Source organism: Aggregatibacter sp. Marseille-P9115 (assembly GCF_920939465.1).
Classification (GTDB): Bacteria; Pseudomonadota; Gammaproteobacteria; order Enterobacterales; family Pasteurellaceae; genus Aggregatibacter; species Aggregatibacter segnis_B.
Window position 1 is genome coordinate 1,351,220 of record NZ_OV100759.1, and the last position, 19,346, is coordinate 1,370,565.

24 protein-coding genes are annotated in these 19,346 nt (G+C 42.5%); 12 read left to right on the plus strand and 12 right to left on the minus strand.

What is annotated here, in order from left to right; all coding sequences use genetic code 11:
• The first annotated feature begins 2 nt into the window (after window positions 1–2).
• The 5 genes from trkA (at window position 3) to slyD (ending at window position 3,920) form a co-directional block, all read left to right on the plus strand.
• The gene (gene trkA, locus LQ983_RS06480; protein WP_230622071.1) at window positions 3–1,379 is read left to right on the plus strand and encodes a Trk system potassium transporter TrkA; all 1,377 of its coding nucleotides are present in this window, start codon (window positions 3–5) and stop codon (window positions 1,377–1,379) included.
• Between the two features lie 105 nt (window positions 1,380–1,484).
• Window positions 1,485–1,871 carry a large-conductance mechanosensitive channel protein MscL gene (gene mscL, locus LQ983_RS06485; RefSeq protein ID WP_230622072.1) on the plus strand — a complete coding sequence of 129 codons (387 nt, stop codon included), beginning with the start codon at window positions 1,485–1,487 and terminating at the stop codon, window positions 1,869–1,871.
• 91 nt (window positions 1,872–1,962) lie between these two features.
• A complete protein-coding gene (gene rraB, locus LQ983_RS06490) occupies window positions 1,963–2,400 on the plus strand; it encodes a ribonuclease E inhibitor RraB (RefSeq protein ID WP_230622073.1) in 438 nt (145 codons plus the stop codon).
• A 46-nt stretch (window positions 2,401–2,446) separates the two neighbouring features.
• Complete coding sequence (locus LQ983_RS06495; protein WP_230622074.1) at window positions 2,447–3,166, plus strand: SIMPL domain-containing protein; 720 nt, start codon at window positions 2,447–2,449, stop codon at window positions 3,164–3,166.
• Window positions 3,167–3,263: 97 nt separating this feature from the next.
• Window positions 3,264–3,920, plus strand: coding sequence for a peptidylprolyl isomerase (gene slyD, locus LQ983_RS06500; RefSeq protein WP_230622075.1), 657 nt, complete (start codon window positions 3,264–3,266; stop codon window positions 3,918–3,920).
• Window positions 3,921–3,974: 54 nt separating this feature from the next.
• On the opposite strand, the gene LQ983_RS06505 is transcribed toward slyD, so the two are convergent.
• From LQ983_RS06505 to rimO, 3 genes are all read right to left on the minus strand, one after another.
• Window positions 3,975–4,193: a YdcH family protein gene (locus tag LQ983_RS06505; protein WP_006719509.1), complete on the minus strand. Its 219-nt coding sequence runs from the start codon at window positions 4,191–4,193 to the stop codon at window positions 3,975–3,977.
• A 128-nt stretch (window positions 4,194–4,321) separates the two neighbouring features.
• Entirely contained in the window at window positions 4,322–4,795 is a 474-nt protein-coding gene (locus LQ983_RS06510; RefSeq protein ID WP_370636645.1) for a low molecular weight protein-tyrosine-phosphatase, read from the minus strand.
• Window positions 4,796–4,854: 59 nt separating this feature from the next.
• A complete protein-coding gene (gene rimO / locus LQ983_RS06515; RefSeq protein WP_230622076.1) occupies window positions 4,855–6,186 on the minus strand; it encodes a 30S ribosomal protein S12 methylthiotransferase RimO in 1,332 nt (443 codons plus the stop codon).
• A 216-nt stretch (window positions 6,187–6,402) separates the two neighbouring features.
• On the opposite strand from rimO, the gene LQ983_RS06520 reads away from it, so the two are divergent.
• On the plus strand, window positions 6,403–6,687 hold the full coding sequence (locus LQ983_RS06520) for an alternative ribosome-rescue factor A (protein ID WP_006719506.1): 285 nt from the start codon (window positions 6,403–6,405) through the stop codon (window positions 6,685–6,687).
• Window positions 6,688–6,703: 16 nt separating this feature from the next.
• Window positions 6,704–7,000: a DUF5377 family protein gene (locus LQ983_RS06525; RefSeq protein ID WP_032998003.1), complete on the plus strand. Its 297-nt coding sequence runs from the start codon at window positions 6,704–6,706 to the stop codon at window positions 6,998–7,000.
• Window positions 7,001–7,098: 98 nt separating this feature from the next.
• On the opposite strand, the gene arsC is transcribed toward LQ983_RS06525, so the two are convergent.
• A complete protein-coding gene (gene arsC / locus LQ983_RS06530; protein ID WP_230622077.1) occupies window positions 7,099–7,449 on the minus strand; it encodes an arsenate reductase (glutaredoxin) in 351 nt (116 codons plus the stop codon).
• Window positions 7,450–7,526: 77 nt separating this feature from the next.
• Here arsC and LQ983_RS06535 point away from each other — a divergent pair, with 77 nt between their 5' ends.
• The gene (locus LQ983_RS06535) at window positions 7,527–8,585 is read left to right on the plus strand and encodes an AI-2E family transporter (protein ID WP_230622078.1); all 1,059 of its coding nucleotides are present in this window, start codon (window positions 7,527–7,529) and stop codon (window positions 8,583–8,585) included.
• 115 nt (window positions 8,586–8,700) lie between these two features.
• Here LQ983_RS06535 and LQ983_RS06540 read toward each other — a convergent pair whose 3' ends face one another.
• The 6 genes from LQ983_RS06540 to rsmD all read right to left on the minus strand — a co-directional run bounded on the left by LQ983_RS06540 (window position 8,701) and on the right by rsmD (window position 14,510).
• Complete coding sequence (locus LQ983_RS06540) at window positions 8,701–9,543, minus strand: GIY-YIG nuclease family protein (protein ID WP_230622079.1); 843 nt, start codon at window positions 9,541–9,543, stop codon at window positions 8,701–8,703.
• Between the two features lie 227 nt (window positions 9,544–9,770).
• Window positions 9,771–10,931, minus strand: a complete 1,161-nt coding sequence (locus LQ983_RS06545; RefSeq protein ID WP_230622080.1) for a Cof-type HAD-IIB family hydrolase — start codon at window positions 10,929–10,931, stop codon at window positions 9,771–9,773.
• Between the two features lie 85 nt (window positions 10,932–11,016).
• On the minus strand, window positions 11,017–11,853 hold the full coding sequence (manZ, locus tag LQ983_RS06550; protein WP_230622081.1) for a PTS mannose transporter subunit IID: 837 nt from the start codon (window positions 11,851–11,853) through the stop codon (window positions 11,017–11,019).
• An 11-nt stretch (window positions 11,854–11,864) separates the two neighbouring features.
• On the minus strand, window positions 11,865–12,662 hold the full coding sequence (locus tag LQ983_RS06555; protein ID WP_230622082.1) for a PTS mannose/fructose/sorbose transporter subunit IIC: 798 nt from the start codon (window positions 12,660–12,662) through the stop codon (window positions 11,865–11,867).
• Between the two features lie 17 nt (window positions 12,663–12,679).
• Window positions 12,680–13,657, minus strand: a complete 978-nt coding sequence (locus LQ983_RS06560) for a mannose/fructose/sorbose PTS transporter subunit IIB (protein WP_230622083.1) — start codon at window positions 13,655–13,657, stop codon at window positions 12,680–12,682.
• 268 nt (window positions 13,658–13,925) lie between these two features.
• Window positions 13,926–14,510, minus strand: a complete 585-nt coding sequence (gene rsmD / locus LQ983_RS06565) for a 16S rRNA (guanine(966)-N(2))-methyltransferase RsmD (protein WP_230622624.1) — start codon at window positions 14,508–14,510, stop codon at window positions 13,926–13,928.
• 80 nt (window positions 14,511–14,590) lie between these two features.
• On the opposite strand from rsmD, the gene ftsY reads away from it, so the two are divergent.
• Genes ftsY through ftsX form a run of 3 tightly spaced genes read left to right on the plus strand, consistent with a single transcriptional unit; the run spans window position 14,591 to window position 17,632 of the window.
• Complete coding sequence (gene ftsY / locus LQ983_RS06570; RefSeq protein WP_230622084.1) at window positions 14,591–16,000, plus strand: signal recognition particle-docking protein FtsY; 1,410 nt, start codon at window positions 14,591–14,593, stop codon at window positions 15,998–16,000.
• Between the two features lie 40 nt (window positions 16,001–16,040).
• On the plus strand, window positions 16,041–16,691 hold the full coding sequence (ftsE, locus tag LQ983_RS06575; protein ID WP_230622085.1) for a cell division ATP-binding protein FtsE: 651 nt from the start codon (window positions 16,041–16,043) through the stop codon (window positions 16,689–16,691).
• 8 nt (window positions 16,692–16,699) lie between these two features.
• Complete coding sequence (ftsX, locus tag LQ983_RS06580; RefSeq protein WP_230622086.1) at window positions 16,700–17,632, plus strand: permease-like cell division protein FtsX; 933 nt, start codon at window positions 16,700–16,702, stop codon at window positions 17,630–17,632.
• A gap of 66 nt (window positions 17,633–17,698) precedes the next feature.
• Here the strand turns inward: ftsX and LQ983_RS06585 are convergent, their stop codons facing one another.
• A complete protein-coding gene (locus LQ983_RS06585) occupies window positions 17,699–18,340 on the minus strand; it encodes a cation diffusion facilitator family transporter (RefSeq protein ID WP_230622087.1) in 642 nt (213 codons plus the stop codon).
• A 131-nt stretch (window positions 18,341–18,471) separates the two neighbouring features.
• On the opposite strand from LQ983_RS06585, the gene LQ983_RS06590 reads away from it, so the two are divergent.
• Complete coding sequence (locus tag LQ983_RS06590) at window positions 18,472–18,870, plus strand: MerR family transcriptional regulator (RefSeq protein WP_230622088.1); 399 nt, start codon at window positions 18,472–18,474, stop codon at window positions 18,868–18,870.
• Window positions 18,871–18,985: 115 nt separating this feature from the next.
• On the opposite strand, the gene LQ983_RS06595 is transcribed toward LQ983_RS06590, so the two are convergent.
• On the minus strand, window positions 18,986–19,342 hold the full coding sequence (locus tag LQ983_RS06595) for a diacylglycerol kinase (protein WP_230622089.1): 357 nt from the start codon (window positions 19,340–19,342) through the stop codon (window positions 18,986–18,988).
• Window positions 19,343–19,346: the final 4 nt, after the last annotated feature.

Below are 19,346 nucleotides of genomic sequence, written 5' to 3' on the forward strand. Positions count from 1 at the left end.
AAATGAAGATAATTATTTTAGGCGCAGGGCAAGTCGGTTCTACCTTGGCAGCCAATTTGGTCAGTGAAGACAATGATATTACCTTGGTTGACGATGAATCCTTGCGTTTGGAGCATTTACGCGATAAACACGATTTGCGGGTGATGCAAGGGTTAGCCTCTTCACCAAAGATGTTGCGTGATGCCGGTGCGCCTGATGCGGATTTATTAATTGCAGTGACCAGTTCCGATGAAATTAACATGGTTGCCTGCCAAATTGCGTATACCTTGTTTAATACGCCAACCAAAATTGCCCGTATTCGTAATAGTGAATATTTGAAGGAGAAAGAGAAATTATTTTCTGACGAGGCGTTTCCTATTGATCACATTATTTCCCCGGAAAATTTGGTGACGCAGGATATTGTTCGTTTAATTAGCTATCCCGGCGCATTACAAGTGGCGCATTTAGCGAAAGATAAGATCAGTTTGGTTGTGGTGAAAGCCTATTACGGTGGGCCGTTGGTTGGTTATTCTATTTCCACGCTGAAAGAACATTTGCCGCATATTGATTGCCGCATTGTGTCGATTTTGCGCCAAGATAAAGTGATTCGTCCACAGGGGTCAACAATCATTGAAGCCGGCGATGAAATTACGTTTATTTGTGCCACCGTGCATATTAAAGCGGTGATGAGTGAGCTACAACGCCTCGAAAAACCCTATAAGCGCGTAATGATTGTGGGCGGAGGAAATATTGCTACCGGCGTGGCAAAATTGTTAGAAGACCATTGCACCGTGAAACTCATTGAGCGTAATGCTGAACGGGCGGCGGTCCTTGCGGAAAGATTATCAAAAACGTTGGTGTTCAACGGAGATGCGTCCGATCAATCTTTGCTGTTTGAAGAGCACATTGAAAATATCGATGTATTCCTTTCTCTTTCAAGTGATGATGAAGCCAATATTATGTCGGCGTTATTGGCAAAACGGCTTGGCGCGAAAAAAGCCATGGTGTTGATTCAGCGCATTGCGTACATCAATTTGATTCAAGGCGGCACCATTGATATTGCGATTTCTCCACAGCAAGCGACGATTTCTGCGTTGCTTGGTCATGTGCGTAAAGGGGATGTAGCAAATGTTGTTTCTTTGCGACACGGACTGGCGGAAGTGCTTGAAATCATTATTCATGGTGAAGAAAGTAGCTCTCATGTTATTGGTCGCATGGTTAATGAATTAAAAATGCCTACGGGCGCGGTGATTGGTGCGATCTTACGAGGCAATGACGTGTTGATTGGGGATTCAAGAACCGTTATTCAAGCAGGCGATCATGTTGTGGTGTATTTAAGCGAGAAAAAATATATTTCCGATGTCGAGAAGCTATTCCAGCCAACCGCATTTTTTATTTGAATAAAAATTGTTATTTCTGCGCAAACTCACTATAATGTGCGCCTTTTTTAACCAATCGGAAAATATTTTGCCGTTGATATTTTGATTTATCTTAGGAGAGCGTTTATGAGTTTTATTAAAGAATTTCGTGAATTTGCCATGCGTGGCAATGTTGTTGATATGGCAGTCGGTGTGATCATCGGTGGTGCATTCGGCAAAATCGTCAGTTCATTAGTGGCAGATATTTTTATGCCGGTATTAGGTATTTTAACCGGTGGGATTGATTTTAAAGACCTTAAACTCACCTTAGCAGAAGCGGCTGGCGATATTCCGGCGGTGACATTAAATTATGGTGTCTTTATTCAAAATGTATTTGATTTTATCATCATTGCGTTTGCAATTTTTATGATGATTAAAGCATTGAACAAATTGAAGAAACCAGTCGAAGCAGTCAAAGAACCTAGCGCTGAAGAAAAATTATTGACTGAAATCCGCGATTTACTTAAAAAATAATTTTTATTAGATAAAATCTTCTCCTTGTGAGAAGATTTTTCTTTATTCCCTTTTCTATTCCATTCTTCTTATTTTTCAGTAAGGAAAAATTATGAGCGATTTAATTGAATTACAAAACGAAACCCGCGAGATCATCACTGATTTATTAAATGATGGTAGTGATCCGGATGCGCTTTATATTATTGAACACCACATTTCTCATCATAATTTTGATCTGCTCGAGAAAATTGCCATGGAGGCGTTTAAAGCAGGGTATGAAGTGTCTGAAGCGGAAGAGTTTGAAGAGGAAAATGGCAAGGCGATTTTCTGCTGTGACATCATCAGCGAAGTGGAATTGAAACCGGAAATTATTGATGCGCAACAAAAAGAATTATTGCCATTGTTGGAAAAGTATAAAGGCAATTATGATGGTTGGGGTACCTATTTTGAAGATCCCGATGCAGATGACGATGAATACGGCGATGACGGCGAGTTTTTTGATGATGAAGATGAGTTAGATGATGACGAAGAAGCGTTCGTTAAGCATTAAAAAACGATCTGAAAATCGACCGCACTTTTATCTGTAGGAGACACTTATGAAATTAAAACATTTCGCTTTATTGCTTTTGCCTTTAAGTATGGCCTTGACTGCCAATGCGGAAACAAAACCCACTGATGATCTGGAAAAAACGGTGATTTCTTTTAGTACGGAAGTGACTAAAGAAGTGGATTATGATGTCATGGAAGTGACGCTTTTCATCAAAGATGAAAATAAAAATTTAAAAGAATTAAACCAAACTATTAATCAGAAAGCGAATGCCGCGCTAGAGGTGATTAAAAAACAAAGTGCGGTGGAAATTAAGAAAAATACACGTAGCACACAGGTACGTTATGATAGCAAAGGTAAGCAATCTGGATGGATTGAGCGTGCCGATTTAGTGTTGGAGAGCAAGGATTTTGTGGCGCTATCTCAAGTGATTTCTGACTTAAATGATACTTTTGCGATTGCCGATGTGGTTCATAAGCTATCTAAAGAAGCCACAGCAAAATTTGAAGATGAAATAATTAAAGACGTCTTGGCTCAATTCCAACATAAAGTGCAGTTGATCCAAACTTCCCTGAATGCGAAAGGTTATGAAGTGGCAAATTTGAATCTGGATAGCAAAAATGAGATACCGTATTTGTATGAAGGTATGAAATCGGTTCCTAAAATGAAATCTTTTTCTTCAGAGGTGGCTGATGAAGTGAATCTGAATAATAACGGTAAAGTGGAATTAAAAGCCTCAGTGAGTGCACAAATTTACTTATTAAACTAATCCCTTTTTCCCGAATGAGATTTTTTATAAAATGACAACGCTTTTCTGCGGTTAAGATTGACGCAGAAATTCTCTTTTAAAACAAACGAGGTAAACAATGAAAGTTGCAAAAAATGTGGTGGTAAGCATCGCTTATCAAGTTCGTACGGAAGACGGTGTGTTGGTAGATGAAGCACCGGTAAATCAACCGTTACAATATTTACAAGGTCATAATAACCTTGTTGTGGGTTTAGAAAATGCTTTGGAAGGCAAATCTGTGGGCGATAAATTTGAAGTTCGCGTGAAACCGGAGGAAGGTTACGGTGAATACAACGAAAATATGGTGCAACGTGTACCAAAAGATGTTTTTGTTGGCGTGGAAGATTTAGAAGTCGGTATGCGTTTCATTGCCGATACGGATATGGGTCCATTGCCAGTAGTGATTACTGAAGTGGGCGATACAGATGTTGTTGTTGATGGTAACCATATGTTAGCCGGTCAAGAATTACATTTCACCGTGGAAGTAGTGGATACCCGTGAGGCGACATTGGAAGAAATCGCACACGGTCATTTACACCAAGAAGGCGGTTGTTGTGGCGGCCACGACCATGATAGCGATGAAGAAGGTCATGGTTGCGGTTGTGGCGGCCATCATCACCACCACCATCATCATGATCACGATCATCACCATGAAGGTTGCTGCGGTGGTCATGGTCACCATCATGATCACGACCATCACCATGACGGTGGTTGCGGCTGTGGCGGCAAACACTAAAAATGTCCATAAAAAAGACCGCACTTTAATGCGGTCTTTTGTTTTTATGCTCGTTTATTTTGCGCTGGCCTTTTTCAAGACTTCGTACATTGCATCTTTCAAACGTAGTTTTTCCTTTTTCAACATTTCTACTTCATTGTGCGTACCCAATTCAATATTGGATTCGATGTTTTTAATACGTTGGTCTAGTTCATTATGTTTATCAAATAAATTTGCAAAGTAAGCATCTTCAACTTTCAGTTTGGTAATTAGATCTCTAAATTCTGGAAACATAGTGGAAATACCTCATTATAAATTTTACACGGCATAACGGCAGTTATGCTGGTAATTATCTTACCGAATCCACGGCGAAATAAACGTGCGAGAGATCACAAAATGCATGTATCAAATTAACATTTCTATCACAAATGATGTTTTTGACGAATTTTGGTTAACAAGGCATCGCAACATTGATCTAACAAGGCATAAGTTTGCTGAAAGTTCTTGGTGTACCAAGGATCCGGAATGTGATCGATGCCTAAATCAGGACAAAGTGCGGTGATTTGAAACAGTTTTTCCGGATGATGTCCAAATAGCTTTTCCAAATCCCGTAAATTTTCATTGTCCATGGCAATCAGATAATCAAAATCTGCCCAATCTTTTGACCGCACTTTACGGCTGACAAAATCATTTGAAGCGATTTTATGTTGATCCAGTATGTCGGCCGTGCCGCAGTGCATGCCTTCGCCGTCGTGCCACCCGGAGGTGCCGGCGCTGGCAGTCAGGATTTTGTGCTGCAAATGGGCTTGTTTGATTTTTTCCCGCATAACATATTCCGCCATCGGGGAACGACAAATATTGCCTAAACAGACGAAAAGGATTTTGATTGGTTGCATTTTTTTCTCTCTCAAAAGTCATAAAAAAATCCTCATGGCGAGGATTTTTGTTGAAGGGATTAACAGGTTCCCCATAAATCGTATTCATCAGCATCCGTAATATGCACAGAAATTACATCTCCAATATTGATCGCACTTTGGCTTTGATTATCTACATACACCAAGCCGTCAATTTCCGGCGCATCCGCCATGGAACGACCAATAATGCCTTCTTCGTTGATGTTATCTACAATCACTTTCAATGTTTTGCCGATTTTTTGTTGTAAGCGAGCCGCGGAAATGGCTTGTTGGAGTTGCATGAAACGATGATAACGTTCTTCTTTCACGTCTTCCGGTACTTGATCCGGCATATCTGTCGCCGGCGCACCTTCTACCGGGCTGAATTTGAAACAGCCCACGCGGTCTAGCTGTGCTTCTTTCAAGAAATCCAACAGCATTTGGAAATCTTCTTCTGTTTCCCCCGGGAAACCAACGATAAAGGTCGAGCGCAAGGTTAATTCCGGGCAAATTTCACGCCAAGCTTTAATGCGCTCTAAAGTGCGGTCGATTTTGCCGGGTCTTTTCATGGCTTTCAGAATTTTCGGGCTGGCGTGTTGCAATGGAATGTCCAAATAAGGCAACAGCTTGCCTTCCGCCATCAGTGGAATCAATTCGTCCACATGTGGATACGGATAAACATAGTGCAAGCGAACCCAAATGCCCAAATTGCCTAATTGGCGACATAAGCTGATTAAATTGTTTTTAATTGGCATGCCGTTCCAGAAGACGGTTTTATTCTGATTTTCTTTGGTTTGGTCTAAGGCATAAGCGGACGTGTCTTGGGACACGATTAACAGCTCTTTTACGCCGGCATCCACCAAACGTTTGGCTTCATCCAAAACTTGAGTAATCGGACGGCTGTCTAAATCGCCACGCATAGATGGGATAATACAGAACGTGCAACGATGGTCGCAGCCTTCGGAAATTTTTAAATAGGCGTAATGTTTTGGCGTAAGTTTCACACCTTGCGCCGGCAGCAGGCTTTCATACGGATTATAGGCCGGTTTCGGTACGTATTTTTGTACCTGATTCATCACGGTTTCATAACTGTGCGGGCCGCTGATTTCCAACACTTTTGGATGAACTTGGCGAATTTGATCTTCTTTTGCGCCAAGGCAGCCGGTCACAATCACTTTGCCGTTTTCTTCCAACGCTTCGCCAATGGCTTCCAAAGATTCTTGTACGGCACTGTCAATAAAGCCGCAAGTATTCACGATCACTAAATCGGCGTTTTCATAGCTTGGAATAATGTTATAACCGTTGGAACGTAATTCCGTCAGAATACGTTCTGAATCCACTAAATTTTTCGGACAGCCAAGGCTGACAAAGCCGATGTTTGGGGTAGAACTCATAAATTTTCTCAAAAAGTCTATCGAGGGTAATAAAAAAGGGGCTAATTCTACCTTTTTTTGTACAAAAAGGCGACAGTGAAATGCCAATAAAAATTGGGTTTTCACGTTTTGCTTTCCGTGCAATGACTTTTCATTTCAGCGGAATCCGCTATAATGTGTGCCGTTTTTTAGCCCTTAAAAAACACATTCTATTTTTATTTATAAGAGGAAAAAATCATGGCAAAACAAAAACATGCCTTGCAGACACCGCCTCAAAATTCGCAAGGAACGATGACCTATCAGCATCAGCGCGGTGTGATTAAAGAGAATGCAATTCAAGCGTTATTACACGATAAACTCTTTCGCCAACGCGTTGAACGAAATAAGAAAGGCAAAGGCAGCTATCAACGTCAAGCGAAACACGCAAATCGCTATTACGAAAAGCCCGATAATAAGATTTCTATGATAAGAGATTTTATTATCGGGCTTTTTTCTACTCGTAAAGTTTATGTAATGTATTGATATGAATGAGGTTATTATGACAGTGAAAACAGAAATTTTATTTAACAACACATGGAACGTCAGAATCAGCGATCCGGGCGAAGAAGGCGCGAAAAGCCACTTTTTTGAGACCATTTATGTGACCTTAGAAGCACACATCAACGGCAATGAAACAAACTATACCTTTACCCGCAAAGTAGAAGATCAAATTAAAATCAAAAAAGACTTCACCGATTTGGATGAATTATTCATTTATTTAAGCGAGCAAATCTCTCCGGTGGCATTAGGGCATTTAGGGATTAAAATCGGCAATTTAGGGCTTGCGAAAGATTAACCAATAAAAAATAAACCCGACATAGAATCGGGTTTATTTTTGTTTGCTTACACCATAAAGTGCGGTCACAAAATCCAACGAATTTTTAACGGCGATTTTTATAAAATCGCTAATACGCTTTCCGGTGGGCGTCCGATTTTCGCTTTATTGCCGTTTACCACAATCGGGCGTTCCAATAATTCAGAATGTTGTGCAATGGCGTTAAGTAAATCCAGTGCTGTCAGACTTGGGTTGTCCAAACCCAATGTTTTATACAACTCATCCTTGGTTCGCATCATTTGGCGAATATCTGTAATGCCCAATTTATCTGCAATGCTTTGTAGCGTTTCAACATCGTAGTTGTGTTGTAAATACAGTTCGATGGTCGGTTGAATATGATGGCTTTCCAACAAGGCTAATGTTTCACGGCTTTTGGAACAACGAGGGTTGTGGTAGATAGTAATCGACATAGAAATTCCTTCTGCTTAATGTGTGATTTGCATAGATTTTACCTTATAATCAGGCAGGTTTTATAGAGGAATCAAACATGATTGAAATGTTTAAAAGTTGGTATAACCGACGCTTCACCGATCCGCAAGCCATGGGATTGGCGGCGATTTTGCTGTTCGGTTTCGTGTCCATTTATTTTTTCAGCGACCTTATTGCGCCGTTGTTGGTAGCGATTGTGTTGGCCTATTTATTGGAATGGCCGGTACGCTTATTAAATGAAAAATTGAAGTGTCCTCGGTTATTGGCTGTGACTTTAGCGCTGGGGAGTTTTATCGGCTTAGTTTTTGTCGTTGTATTAATTTTGATTCCGAATTTATGGGCACAGTTAGCGAATTTATTAAGCGATTTACCTCACATGTTTAATCGCTTTAATGAATGGCTTTTATCTTTGCCGGAACGCTATCCGGAACTGATTGATGCGCAAACCGTGGAATCTATTTTCGGTACGGTAAAAGAGAAAATTCTCAGTTTGGGTGAATCGGCATTAAAACTCTCTCTGGCATCTATCATGAACTTGGTGACGCTTGGGATTTATGCTTTCTTAGTACCGTTAATGGTGTTTTTCCTACTTAAAGATAAACGTCAGCTGATTGATGGCGTCAGCCGTTTTCTGCCGCGTAATCGTACACTTGCTTCAAAAGTTTGGGTGGAAATGCAACAGCAAATTGCCAATTATATTCGCGGTAAATTGGTAGAAATTTTAGTGGTTACCGCTGTCACTTACGCCATCTTCTTAACTTTCGGTTTGAATTATCCGTTGCTATTGGCAGTGGCGGTTGGGTTTTCCGTCTTGGTGCCTTACATTGGGGCAGTATTGGTCACCATTCCGGTCGTGTTGGTCGCGATTTTCCAATTCGGCGACACTCACACATTCTGGTATATCCTGATTGCTTTTGTTGTTTCCCAATTATTAGACGGAAATCTCCTCGTGCCGTTTTTATTTTCCGAAGTCGTCAACCTTCATCCATTAATTATCATCATCGCCGTGTTGATTTTTGGCGGTTTATGGGGATTCTGGGGCGTCTTTTTTGCTATTCCACTGGCAACCCTCGTGAAAGCCGTGGTCAATGCTTGGCCTTCCAACGAAACCCTTTAAAAGGGTGAGATTGTCACCGTAAAAACGTTAGAAAAAAAGACCGCACTTTTGGGGAAGATGCGGTGAGTTTTTAGGTAAGCTCAAGAAGATAAGGGTGCTGCAAGAGCGGGTAAGGTTATATTTTATTAATGGACTGATATAGTTTAATGATTGCGTTGTAATTATGAAATCGTGCATAACTGCTTTTTTTATTTAAATCTTTTAATTCAAATAATGCTTCATGCCAGTATGCAATTAATGCACGTCGTACTCCTGGTAACTGTAAAAATTCTAATGTATCTTGAAAGTCTCCTTTAAAATATAAGGATATAGCTCTAGGTAGAGAAGTTTTATAATCATTTTCTAAGAATTTCCCTTCATGCTGTTTAATCCAATAAACTACATTTGGAAAATCAAGGATTAATCTATCCACTAAAATCATGTGTTCGCTTAGATTGTCTTGTTTGTTTAATGTACTGAATGCAACTTCGTGAGCTCCTATACTTAAAGTGAAGTACCGACCTCCCGAAGTTGATGGAAATAATACAAACGTCCAAATTCCCTGATATTCAAGCCAATGAGTTAATCCTGAAAAAATAAAAAGTTGTTGTAAATAATTAAATAATTGTTTGTCATTGAACATTCTATCTACCTTAGGTTTATTAATAATTAGACTTTCATCCACTTTGTTTAAAGCATCCGATGCTTCTTTAATTGATAGATAAAACAATTCTTTCTGATTTTTTTGTTGCCGGTTTAATTTACTACGAAACATATAATGTAGCTGATATTCTACCTTTCTCCAGTTAGTTACTTGCCTAAAATCAGCTAACTCCCATTTTCCTAAACTTTTGTAGGGCTCAGTAATATTAATCTCTTTAATTCTTTTTAATGGAGGATAATCGCTTCCTCCGATTTTGATACATTCACAATTCCTAGAAACTAGTATATAAACATACCCTTGCATATTTGTTTTCATAGCTTTTCCTTTTTATAGTATTGAACCCATATAAACACACATTACTACTCAATCCAACTCATTGTAATCCACTATAGAAAATACTCATGGCAACCATACAAAATACTTTTTCTAATGAGAAAATGCCACTTTATTACTTTTTTCTAAGGAAAGTGAAATTCACTCAAAAAACGACCGCACTTTAAACTTAAAAGTGCGGCCTTTTTTACGCTGAATTTTAATTAGGTTTACTTCCCAAACACCCGATTCAATACCAGCGCAATGCCGTCTTCGTTATTCGTGGCGGTGACTTCTTTTGCCACTTGTTTTATGGCATCGGGGGCGTTGCCCATGGCGATGCTAAGGCCGGCGTATTGCAACATATCCAAGTCGTTAAAATTGTCTCCGAAAGCGATAACTTGCTCGGCATTGATGCCCAAATGTTGCGTCATAAATTGAATGGCTTTCGCTTTGGTCGCAGCAGGGTTCATGATTTCCAAATATTCGTCTTTAGAGCGGTGAATGCTTAAGTGTGGCAGAGCTTGTTTCAGCACGGGTTCCACCCTTTGGATTTCTTCAGCACTGCCCATGACTAATATTTTGTGTACTTCCGTGAGGTTGCCTTGCAGCAACTTGGCGCTTAAGCCCGTAATTTCGCTTTCTTGCTTGATCCAATTATTGTTCACATCATTGCAAAACCAATCCAAACCGGCGTAGTAGCTAATGGAAAGAGGCATAAAGTTGGCTAAAAGCTCATTGAGTTTTTGTAAGTCCTGCGGTTCTAAAGTTACGCTATAAAGTGCGGTCAGATTTTTATCTAAAATTAATGCCCCACTGTAACAAATCATGCCATGTTGTGCGCCGAGCTGTTCTGTGTAAAGCGTGATGGCATAAGGCGGTCGGGCGGAAACAGGAATAAACGGAATACCTTGTTTTAGCACATTCTTAATGGCTTCTTCCGTTTTTGGTGTGATCTGATGTTGGCTGTTGAGCAGTGTGCCATCGATGTCGCTGAATACCGCTTTGTATGGTGAGGAGGGTGCCAAAGCGGTTTCGGCAAACTTCAGCAAGCGGGCGAGTTCTTTTTTGCCTTTGTCCGATAACACTTTATTGTCGTTCAAAATTTGTGTGGCGCGGGCTTGGATGAAACGCGCGTAATCGGCGTTTTGCGTTTGTGCGAATTGCTTTTCAGCAAACTGCATGTCGGCGAAATCTTTGTTGGTTTGCCCAATGAGCATCTTTTGCCCGAATAACACGATAAGCGCTGCCGCTAAGGCAATGACGGAGCCGTAGCCGTTGGTGGGGTAATAAAGGATGCCGGCGAGAATAAAAAGTGCGGTCACTAAATTCGATGAATTTTTGATGTAGCCTTCGGCAGGTGGTGCTTTGATGAGATCCTTGAGTTTCATTGAAAATCCGCTTATTGAACCGTGTTTTGTCTAAATAAAACAGGCACGCGCCAAAAGACGCGCGCCATGATTATGTGAGGTTAAATTATGCTAACACACCAAAATGATAGCCGAGGATACCCACGCCGAATAGCGCAAAAATGATATACATGGCGTTGATTTTTTTGCGGAGCAAATACATACACAAGAAGGTGAGTAGTAGTGCTGCCAAGCCCGGGAGCAAATCGTTTAATACGCTTTGCACGGTCGTGACCACTTCTTCACCCATTTGGTTTTTATAGCGTGACAATTCTAACGGAATGTTGATGCTGGTCCATTTTGACACTAGCGAGCCCATCACAAAGAGACCGAGGATAGACGCCCCCTGCGTCAATTTTTGTAAGCGACCGCCACCCATGTCGTTAACGATTTCTGTCCCTTTTTCGTAGCCGTATTTGAAACCATACCAACGGGTTAAGGCACGGCAAAGGTTAATACCGATGAAGAATAGTAGAGGTCCTAGTAGGCTACCGGTAATGGCTAAACCGGCACCAAGTGCTGCAAGCACCGGACGTAGCGTTCCCCAGAAAATCGGGTCGCCCACACCGGCAAGCGGCCCCATGAGACCCACTTTCACGCCGCTGATGGCTGAGTCGTCAATGTCTTTGGCACCGTTGGCACGTTCTTGTTCCATTGCGGCAGTTACGCCAATGATCGGAGACGCCACCCAAGGCTGGGTGTTGAAGAATTCCAAGTGGCGTTTTAAGGCGGCCGCTTGATCTTCTTTTTTGCTGTAGAGGCGTTTAATGGTTGGAATCATGGAAACGCAGAACCCCATGGCTTGCATCCGTTCAAAGTTAAATGAACCTAAAAGGAAGGTGGAACGCCAATAAGTGCTGCGAATATCTTTTTTCGTTAATGCTAATTTAGTTTGTTCAGTCATGATCGTATTCCTTATAGTCCTTCAAGTTCATCATCAGCCAATTTGCGTTTGCTGCCGGTTTGTGGCAAGGGTGCTTGGTTAAAGCGAGGGTTTAATTGAATGTAAACGATGGCTAAGCAGGTGCCTAACATACCCAAGCCTACTAAGTTATAGCCGGAGAAGGAGGCAATCACGAAACCAAGGAAGAAGAACGGCATTAACGCACCGGCACGCATCATGTTGATCACCATGGCGTAACCCACGACCACGATAAAGCCACCGGCGATTTGTAACCCGCGAGTGACCACTTCCGGAATGGAGTTCAAGGCGTGAGTCACAGTGTCTGTACCGGCTACAAGTGCGACGAAGAAAGTTGGAATGGCAACTCGTAAGGCTTGCAAGGAAAGACCGGCAAAGTGACAGAATTCAATGCCGCGGAAATTGGCTTGTGCCGCATAATCATCGGCTTTGTGTTGCAAGAAGATGGTGAGGGTACGCACGAAAATCGTTAATACCTGACCGGCCGCAGCAACAGGAATGGCGATGGCTAAGGCGCTGCCTTTGTCTTGACCGCCTTTGATCACCAAGATTGCGGCGATTACGCTGGCAAGCGCAGCATCCGGTGCCATTGCTGCACCCACGTTCATCCAACCGAGGGCGACTAATTCCAAGGTACCACCCACGATAATCCCGGTTTCTAAATCACCGAGTACCAATCCGATAAGGGTACAGGCGACTAACGGACGATGGGTTTGACGTTCGTCTAACACGCTTCCCATACCGCAAATGGCGGCAACCAGCGTGACTAAAATAATTTCCATTGTTGTCATGGTAAAGAGTCCTCTAATTAAAATTTAACGGCATCAAGTTCTTTGTGAGTCAGCATCACTTTCGGATTGGCAGCCACTTGTTGCAAGCTTAATTCCACGCCTTTATCTAAAAGTTGTTTGAATGCTTCTACATCGGTTGGATCAACGGCAACGGCTTGGGAAAGCAATTTATTGCCTTCGCGATAAGTCATACCGCCTACGTTAACCTTGTCGATTCTCACGCCGCCATCAATTAATCGCACGATGTCTGACGGATTGGTCACTAGCCACAGAATATTTTTGCCTGCATATTTCGGGTTGTGATACACCTTAATGGCTTTTTCTACCGGAATGACATAGGCTTTCAAATGAGGCGGAGCGACTTGGAGTAACAAGTCTCGGCGGAGCGGATCGTTTGCCACATCATCGTTAACGGCAAAAATGGCTTCGCATTTCACGGCTTTTGCCCAAGAGGTCGCCACTTGACCGTGAATTAAACGGCTGTCGATACGTAACAAGGTGATATTCATGTTGCCGGTAAGTGCGGTCGTTTTTTCCGGTGTTTTTTCAGGTTCTGCCGGTTTGGCTAAGGCTTGTGTTGAGGGGGATGGGGAGGCTTCTTCTTTTGGTTGGCGGAAGGATTTTACTGCTGCAACGCCCACTTCTTTGGCGGTTTCTACCAGTTCTGCTAGGCTTGCGCTGTCTTTTGCATCTAATACTTCCAACAACATCGGCAAACTGATGCCGGTCACAATATCCGTATTTTCGCGCCCTGTTGCCACTCGTGCCGCTGCGTTATACGGGCTGCCGCCGAATAAGTCGACTAAAAAGAGTATCGGCTCGTTTTCCGGCAAGGTCGCGATAATGGCGTTGTATTTTTCCACCAAGTGCTCACCGCCTTCACCGGGCAGAAAAGTAACCACATGGCAGTTTTCATCTTCACCAAACACCATTGCGGCGGAATTGACGATTTCTTCTGAAAACTTACCGTGCGTTGCAACGATAATGTGGGTCATTCAAACCTCCTTTAATCTGGTTAAAAAATCAAGCATTAACGTTTCAGCAAGACTAATAGGACTACGTAAACGTTTGCGTGATGAACTAAGTGTATTCCTTTCAAATATGTCGTCAAATGGAGAGTGAGAAAATTATGATGATGATCAGGTGGTATGAGGAGTGTGTTTTTTTTATACAAAAAAATATAAATGAAACGTGAATTAATAGGGTGAAATCTTAAGAAAATGTTGTGAAGTTGTTGCGATTTTAGCGAAAAAAAAGCGGAGATTACTCCGCTTGATATAACCGATAACTTACTTGCCCGCTGTCTTTTTGTTTTAATACATGCCAGTTTTCCGGTACGTTCGGTTCCTTACCTTTTTCCGTTTCTACATAGACCAAGGCTTGCGGACGCAGCCAGTTGTTTTGCGCTAATAGAGCAATGGCTTGTTCGGCTAAATTAAAATGAAAGGGCGGATCGAGAAAGACCACATCAAAGTGCGGTTGATTTTGCGGCTGATTTAAAAAGTGCAGGCTATTTTGATTGACCACTTGCGCGCGCTCGGCACATTTTAAGGTTTGAATATTCTTGTTTAACTGCTGCGCCACGGCTTTTTCCAATTCCAGAAACGTCACCTTTGCCGCTTGGCGCGAAAGTGCTTCAAAGCCAAGAGAACCGCTACCGGCAAACCCGTCTAAGCATTCACTGTCAACAATGTAGGGCATTAGCCAGTTAAATAGCGTTTCTTTTACACGATCTCCGGTAGGGCGTAAGCCTTGGGATGGCAGTACAGGTAATTTTCGTCCGCGCCATAAGCCGGCGATAATGCGCACTTCGCCTTTTGTGCTTTGTTGTGTTGTTGCTTTTTTCATATAAATCGGCAGGAAAATGATGTGTTTTTTTGCTAGAATGAGCGGCATTTTATCAAGTTTAAAACAAGAGTGGGCAATTTATGTCAGATGAAAAGAAAAAAGGCGGATTTTGGTCTTGGTTCGGATTAGGCAAAAATAAACAGGAAGCATCAACGGAACCGAAAGAACCGGAATCAAAAGAACAGCTCCCTAATGAATCTGAAGTGCAAGAAACGGCAGAAAAAACGACCGCACTTTCAGATGAAGCAGAGACCGAAAATACATTAACGGAAGATACATCAATGTCGCAAGCGTCCACGCTTGTGCCTGAAAGCCATGACGTTCAAGTAGAGACCTCTCAAGAGGAAAACCCAGCGGCACAAGCGTGGACGCTTGCGCCATCAGATGAGTCAACTCAATCTATTGAAGAAACGCTGGAAAATTCAACCGCACTTTCTGAGAGCGAAGCAGAAGTACAAGTCGAAAGTACGGTGGATATTGAAGATGAATCTGTCGTGGAAACGGAAGAACACGAAGAAGAAAGTACCGTTGCCGATATGGTAGAAACACAGGAAAAGCCAAGCGAAGGTGGTTTCTTTAGCCGATTACTCAAAGGTTTGGTGAAAACCAAACAAAATATTGGGGCAGGCTTTCGCAGTTTCTTTCTTGGTAAAAAAATCGATGATGAATTGTTTGAAGAATTGGAAGAACAACTTCTCATTGCCGATATCGGTGTGCCGACAACCACAAAAATTATCAACAATTTAACGCAACATGCGACCCGTCAGCAGTTACAAAACGCAGATACCTTATACCAACAACTTAAACTGGAAATGGGCGAGATCTTAAAACCGGTGGCGCAACCATTACGCATTGATGGCAGCAAAAAACCTTATGTGATTTTAATGGTGGGGGTGAATGGCGTAGGGAAAACCACCACCATCGGCAAACTGGCGCGTAAATTCCAAATGGAAGGCAAATCTGTCATGTTGGCGGCAGGTGATACCTTCCGTGCGGCGGCGGTGGAGCAGTTGCAAGTGTGGGGGGAGCGTAATCACATTCCGGTGGTGGCGCAAAGTACCGGCTCTGATTCGGCATCGGTAATTTTTGATGCGATGCAATCAGCGGCGGCACGTAATATTGATGTCCTCATTGCTGATACCGCCGGTCGTTTACAAAATAAAAATAACTTGATGGACGAGCTGAAGAAAATCGTGCGCGTGATGAAAAAATACGATGAAAGTGCACCGCATGAAATTATGCTGACGTTGGATGCGGGTACCGGTCAAAACGCCATTAGCCAAGCTAAGTTATTTAACGAAGCCGTTGGGCTTACCGGCATCAGCTTAACTAAATTGGATGGCACAGCCAAAGGCGGCGTGATTTTTGCCATTGCCGACCAGTTTAATTTGCCGATCCGCTATATCGGTGTAGGTGAAAAAATTGAAGATTTACGCGAATTTAACGCAGAAGAATTTATTGACGCTTTATTTGCTCATGAAGAGGAATAAAGTGCGGTTCAAAAATGACGTGTTTTTTTAGAGAAGAAAAATGATTCGATTTGCAAATGTGAGTAAAGCGTATTTGGGCGGAAAACCGGCGCTGCAAGGGTTAAGCTTTCATTTACCGGTGGGCAGCATGACCTATTTGGTGGGGCATTCCGGTGCGGGGAAAAGTACCCTGCTGAAATTAATTATGGGCATGGAACGCGCCAATGGCGGGCAAATTTGGTTCAACGGCCATGATATTACCCGCTTATCCCGTCATGAAGTGCCGTTTTTACGCCGTCAAATCGGCATGGTGCATCAAGATTATCGCTTATTGTCCGATCGTTCAGTGTTGGATAACGTGGCATTGCCGTTGATTATTGGCGGACAACATCCAAAAGATGCCAATAGCCGTGCGTTGGCGGCATTGGATCGTGTGGGATTGCGTGATCGTGCAAATCACTTGCCGGCACACTTGTCCGGCGGTGAGCAACAACGCATTGATATTGCGCGTGCCGTGGTTCATAAACCGCAATTATTGTTAGCCGATGAACCCACCGGCAACTTAGATAGTGCACTCTCCCTAGAGATCTTCAATTTATTTGAAGAATTCAATCGCCTCGGCATGACGGTGTTAATCGCCACCCATGACATGGGTATCGTGCAACAAAAACCAAAACCTTGCTTGGTGCTTGAGCAAGGTTATTTACGCTAGGAGATAACATGAGTTTTCGTCTGAATTTCCCTTTTGGCGTGCAAAGTGTGTACGTGCTGCGTGCGGTGTTGGCGGACTTACTGAAACGTAAGTTTGCGACATTGCTAACCGTGTTGGTGATAGCCGTCTCTTTAACGATTCCGACCGTGAGCTATTTGCTTTGGAAAAATATTCATCACGCCACCACGCAGTTTTACCCCGAAAGTGAACTAACCGTGTATTTACATAAAAACTTGTCGGAAGAGGATGCCAATTTGGTGGTGGAAAAAATCCGTCAGCAAGAAGGGGTTGAATCACTAAATTATATTTCCCGTCAGGAAAGTTTGAACGAGTTTCGCCATTGGTCCGGTTTTAGCGAAGAGTTGGACGTGTTGGATGACAACCCGTTGCCGGCAGTGGTGATGATTAAACCAAGCAAAGCGTTTAACGAGTCGCAACAACGCAATGAATTACGGGAAAACTTGGATAAAATCAAAGGTGTTCAAGAAGTGCGTTTGGATAACGATTGGCTGGAAAAACTGACCGCCCTGACTTGGTTGGTGGCACATGTGGCCATTTTCTGTACCGTGCTGATGGCAATTGCCGTTTTCTTGGTGATCGGCAACAGCATTCGCGCTGACGTTTACAGCAATCAAGCAAACATTGAAGTGATGAAATTGCTCGGCGCTACCGATCAATTCATCCTTCGACCATTCCTCTATACAGGCATGATTTATGCCGTGCTCGGCGGTTTCTTCGCGTGTATTTTCAGTAGCCTCACCATTGGCTATTTCACCGGTGCAGTGAAATACGTGACTGATATCTTTGCCGTCAATTTCAACTTGAACGGCTTAGGATTGGTGGAATTCCTTTTCTTACTCGTGGTTTGCATCATTATGGGCTACATCGGCGCATGGTTATCGGCCACACGTTATATTCGCTTGTTGGATAAGAAAGGTTAGAGGATAAAAACACAAAAGAAAAAGACCGCACTTGATAAAAAGTGCGGTCTTTTTTGTTACAGTTTTTTAATGTTGGTGTGGTGTTGTATCAAAATGCGATTCATTGTTTCGTAATGCTTTAAAGGCTTGATAGACAACAGAGGCACCGCTTCGCAATATTAGTAGGCTTAAAATACTGCTGGCGACAAGGTCAACCCATTGCCAGTTTAGTAGCCATGCGCTTAATCCGGCGATAATTGCCACCAGAGAGCCAAATAGGTCAGCTAATACGTGTAAATAGGCGGCTTTGATGTTTAAGTTTTCATGATCGCCTTTCATCATTAGCCAAGCTACGAAAATGTTTACCAAGAGTCCAGTGATGGCAACACCTAGCATAGGCAACGCCAACATTGTCGTTGGGTATTGCCAACGTTCTGTCGCTTCCACCAAAATCCATATTGCCACCACAATCAGAGAAGTGCCATTTAACAGCGCGAACCTTTTTTGGGTTTGTGCATTTAAAAACAAAGCAATGAGGGCGAGGAGCAACGATAGGCTGTCATTTGCCATATGCCCGGCGTCAGCCATTAAGGCGAGGCTATTAAAATAATAGCCACCTAAAAACTCGATGATCATATAGCTGCTGATAATGACCAAACTGGTGCTTAAAATCTTTTTATTTGTTGGTGTATGAGCGTGTGAATGTTCGTGTTTGTGTTGATGTAGCATCTCGTTCCTTCCTTCCTTCCTTCCTTCCTTACTTACTTAATTTGTTTGAGTGCAGAACAGCTTAAAGCCCGTAGGGACTACGGGATCAAGTATTTTTTGTTAGAATGGTAAATATTTGGGGAGAGGAAGAAATGAAAGTCAATGAGCTGAGTAAACGTACCGGGATTCACTTAGAAACCATTCGTTACTATGAAAAACAAGGCGTCTTACCGGAACCAAAACGACAGGCTAACGGTTATCGATCGTATGACGAAGAAAGCATAACGCAGCTTATTTTTATTAAAAACTGCCGTACGCTAGGTTTTTCTTTAGAAGATATTAAACAACTCAATGCACTCAAATTTCACACTGCTAATCATTATTACGCTGACAAATTGGTGCTTAAGCAACTGACGCTGGTGGAAGAAAAAATTTCACAATTACAAGATATTAAAGTGTTTTTACAATCTATCGCCATTAAGGGAAAACATAGTAAGTCAGAATGCAAAGCCATAGCAGGGCTTCAGGCAAAAATAAAGGAGACGGTTTAAATCATCTCCTAATAAAATATTACGCTTTGTTTTAGCTCATTTTTTGTTTCATAAACTCCCCCCCTCCTTTCTCTCCATTTGCGAAAGTAAAGTGCGGTCAGTTTTGACTACGTTTTTAATTAAATAACATGAATGCCCAGGTTATCGCGACAATAACCAGCGCAACAAACACGGCGGCAGAGCCTTGATCTTTGGCTCGGCCGGAGAGTTCGTGGCGTTCTGTACCAATGCGATCCACCACTGCTTCGATGGCGCTATTGAGCAGTTCTACCACCAAGACTAACAAGACGCTGCCGATCATCAGCGCTTTTTCAATGGCATCATCGCCAAGCCATAATGCCAAGGGAATCATGAAAAGGCAGCAGAAAAGCTCGTGGCGAAAAGCCGTTTCATATTTAACCGCACTTTTTAAGCCTTGCATGGAATATTGGGTCGATTTAATTAAGTGGGTTAGCCCCTTCGTTTTGTCCATTAGG

Coding starts and splice junctions, on each gene's coding strand:
- trkA (WP_230622071.1), top strand. CDS start 3: ATGAAGATAATTATTTTAGGCGCAGGGCAAGTCGGTTCTACCTTGGCA.
- mscL (WP_230622072.1), top strand. CDS start 1,485: ATGAGTTTTATTAAAGAATTTCGTGAATTTGCCATGCGTGGCAATGTT.
- rraB (WP_230622073.1), top strand. CDS start 1,963: ATGAGCGATTTAATTGAATTACAAAACGAAACCCGCGAGATCATCACT.
- LQ983_RS06495 (WP_230622074.1), top strand. CDS start 2,447: ATGAAATTAAAACATTTCGCTTTATTGCTTTTGCCTTTAAGTATGGCC.
- slyD (WP_230622075.1), top strand. CDS start 3,264: ATGAAAGTTGCAAAAAATGTGGTGGTAAGCATCGCTTATCAAGTTCGT.
- LQ983_RS06505 (WP_006719509.1), bottom strand. CDS start 4,193: ATGTTTCCAGAATTTAGAGATCTAATTACCAAACTGAAAGTTGAAGAT.
- LQ983_RS06510 (WP_370636645.1), bottom strand. CDS start 4,795: ATGCAACCAATCAAAATCCTTTTCGTCTGTTTAGGCAATATTTGTCGT.
- rimO (WP_230622076.1), bottom strand. CDS start 6,186: ATGAGTTCTACCCCAAACATCGGCTTTGTCAGCCTTGGCTGTCCGAAA.
- LQ983_RS06520 (WP_006719506.1), top strand. CDS start 6,403: ATGGCAAAACAAAAACATGCCTTGCAGACACCGCCTCAAAATTCGCAA.
- LQ983_RS06525 (WP_032998003.1), top strand. CDS start 6,704: ATGACAGTGAAAACAGAAATTTTATTTAACAACACATGGAACGTCAGA.
- arsC (WP_230622077.1), bottom strand. CDS start 7,449: ATGTCGATTACTATCTACCACAACCCTCGTTGTTCCAAAAGCCGTGAA.
- LQ983_RS06535 (WP_230622078.1), top strand. CDS start 7,527: ATGATTGAAATGTTTAAAAGTTGGTATAACCGACGCTTCACCGATCCG.
- LQ983_RS06540 (WP_230622079.1), bottom strand. CDS start 9,543: ATGAAAACAAATATGCAAGGGTATGTTTATATACTAGTTTCTAGGAAT.
- LQ983_RS06545 (WP_230622080.1), bottom strand. CDS start 10,931: ATGAAACTCAAGGATCTCATCAAAGCACCACCTGCCGAAGGCTACATC.
- manZ (WP_230622081.1), bottom strand. CDS start 11,853: ATGACTGAACAAACTAAATTAGCATTAACGAAAAAAGATATTCGCAGC.
- LQ983_RS06555 (WP_230622082.1), bottom strand. CDS start 12,662: ATGACAACAATGGAAATTATTTTAGTCACGCTGGTTGCCGCCATTTGC.
- LQ983_RS06560 (WP_230622083.1), bottom strand. CDS start 13,657: ATGACCCACATTATCGTTGCAACGCACGGTAAGTTTTCAGAAGAAATC.
- rsmD (WP_230622624.1), bottom strand. CDS start 14,510: ATGAAAAAAGCAACAACACAACAAAGCACAAAAGGCGAAGTGCGCATT.
- ftsY (WP_230622084.1), top strand. CDS start 14,591: ATGTCAGATGAAAAGAAAAAAGGCGGATTTTGGTCTTGGTTCGGATTA.
- ftsE (WP_230622085.1), top strand. CDS start 16,041: ATGATTCGATTTGCAAATGTGAGTAAAGCGTATTTGGGCGGAAAACCG.
- ftsX (WP_230622086.1), top strand. CDS start 16,700: ATGAGTTTTCGTCTGAATTTCCCTTTTGGCGTGCAAAGTGTGTACGTG.
- LQ983_RS06585 (WP_230622087.1), bottom strand. CDS start 18,340: ATGCTACATCAACACAAACACGAACATTCACACGCTCATACACCAACA.
- LQ983_RS06590 (WP_230622088.1), top strand. CDS start 18,472: ATGAAAGTCAATGAGCTGAGTAAACGTACCGGGATTCACTTAGAAACC.
- LQ983_RS06595 (WP_230622089.1), bottom strand. CDS start 19,342: ATGGACAAAACGAAGGGGCTAACCCACTTAATTAAATCGACCCAATAT.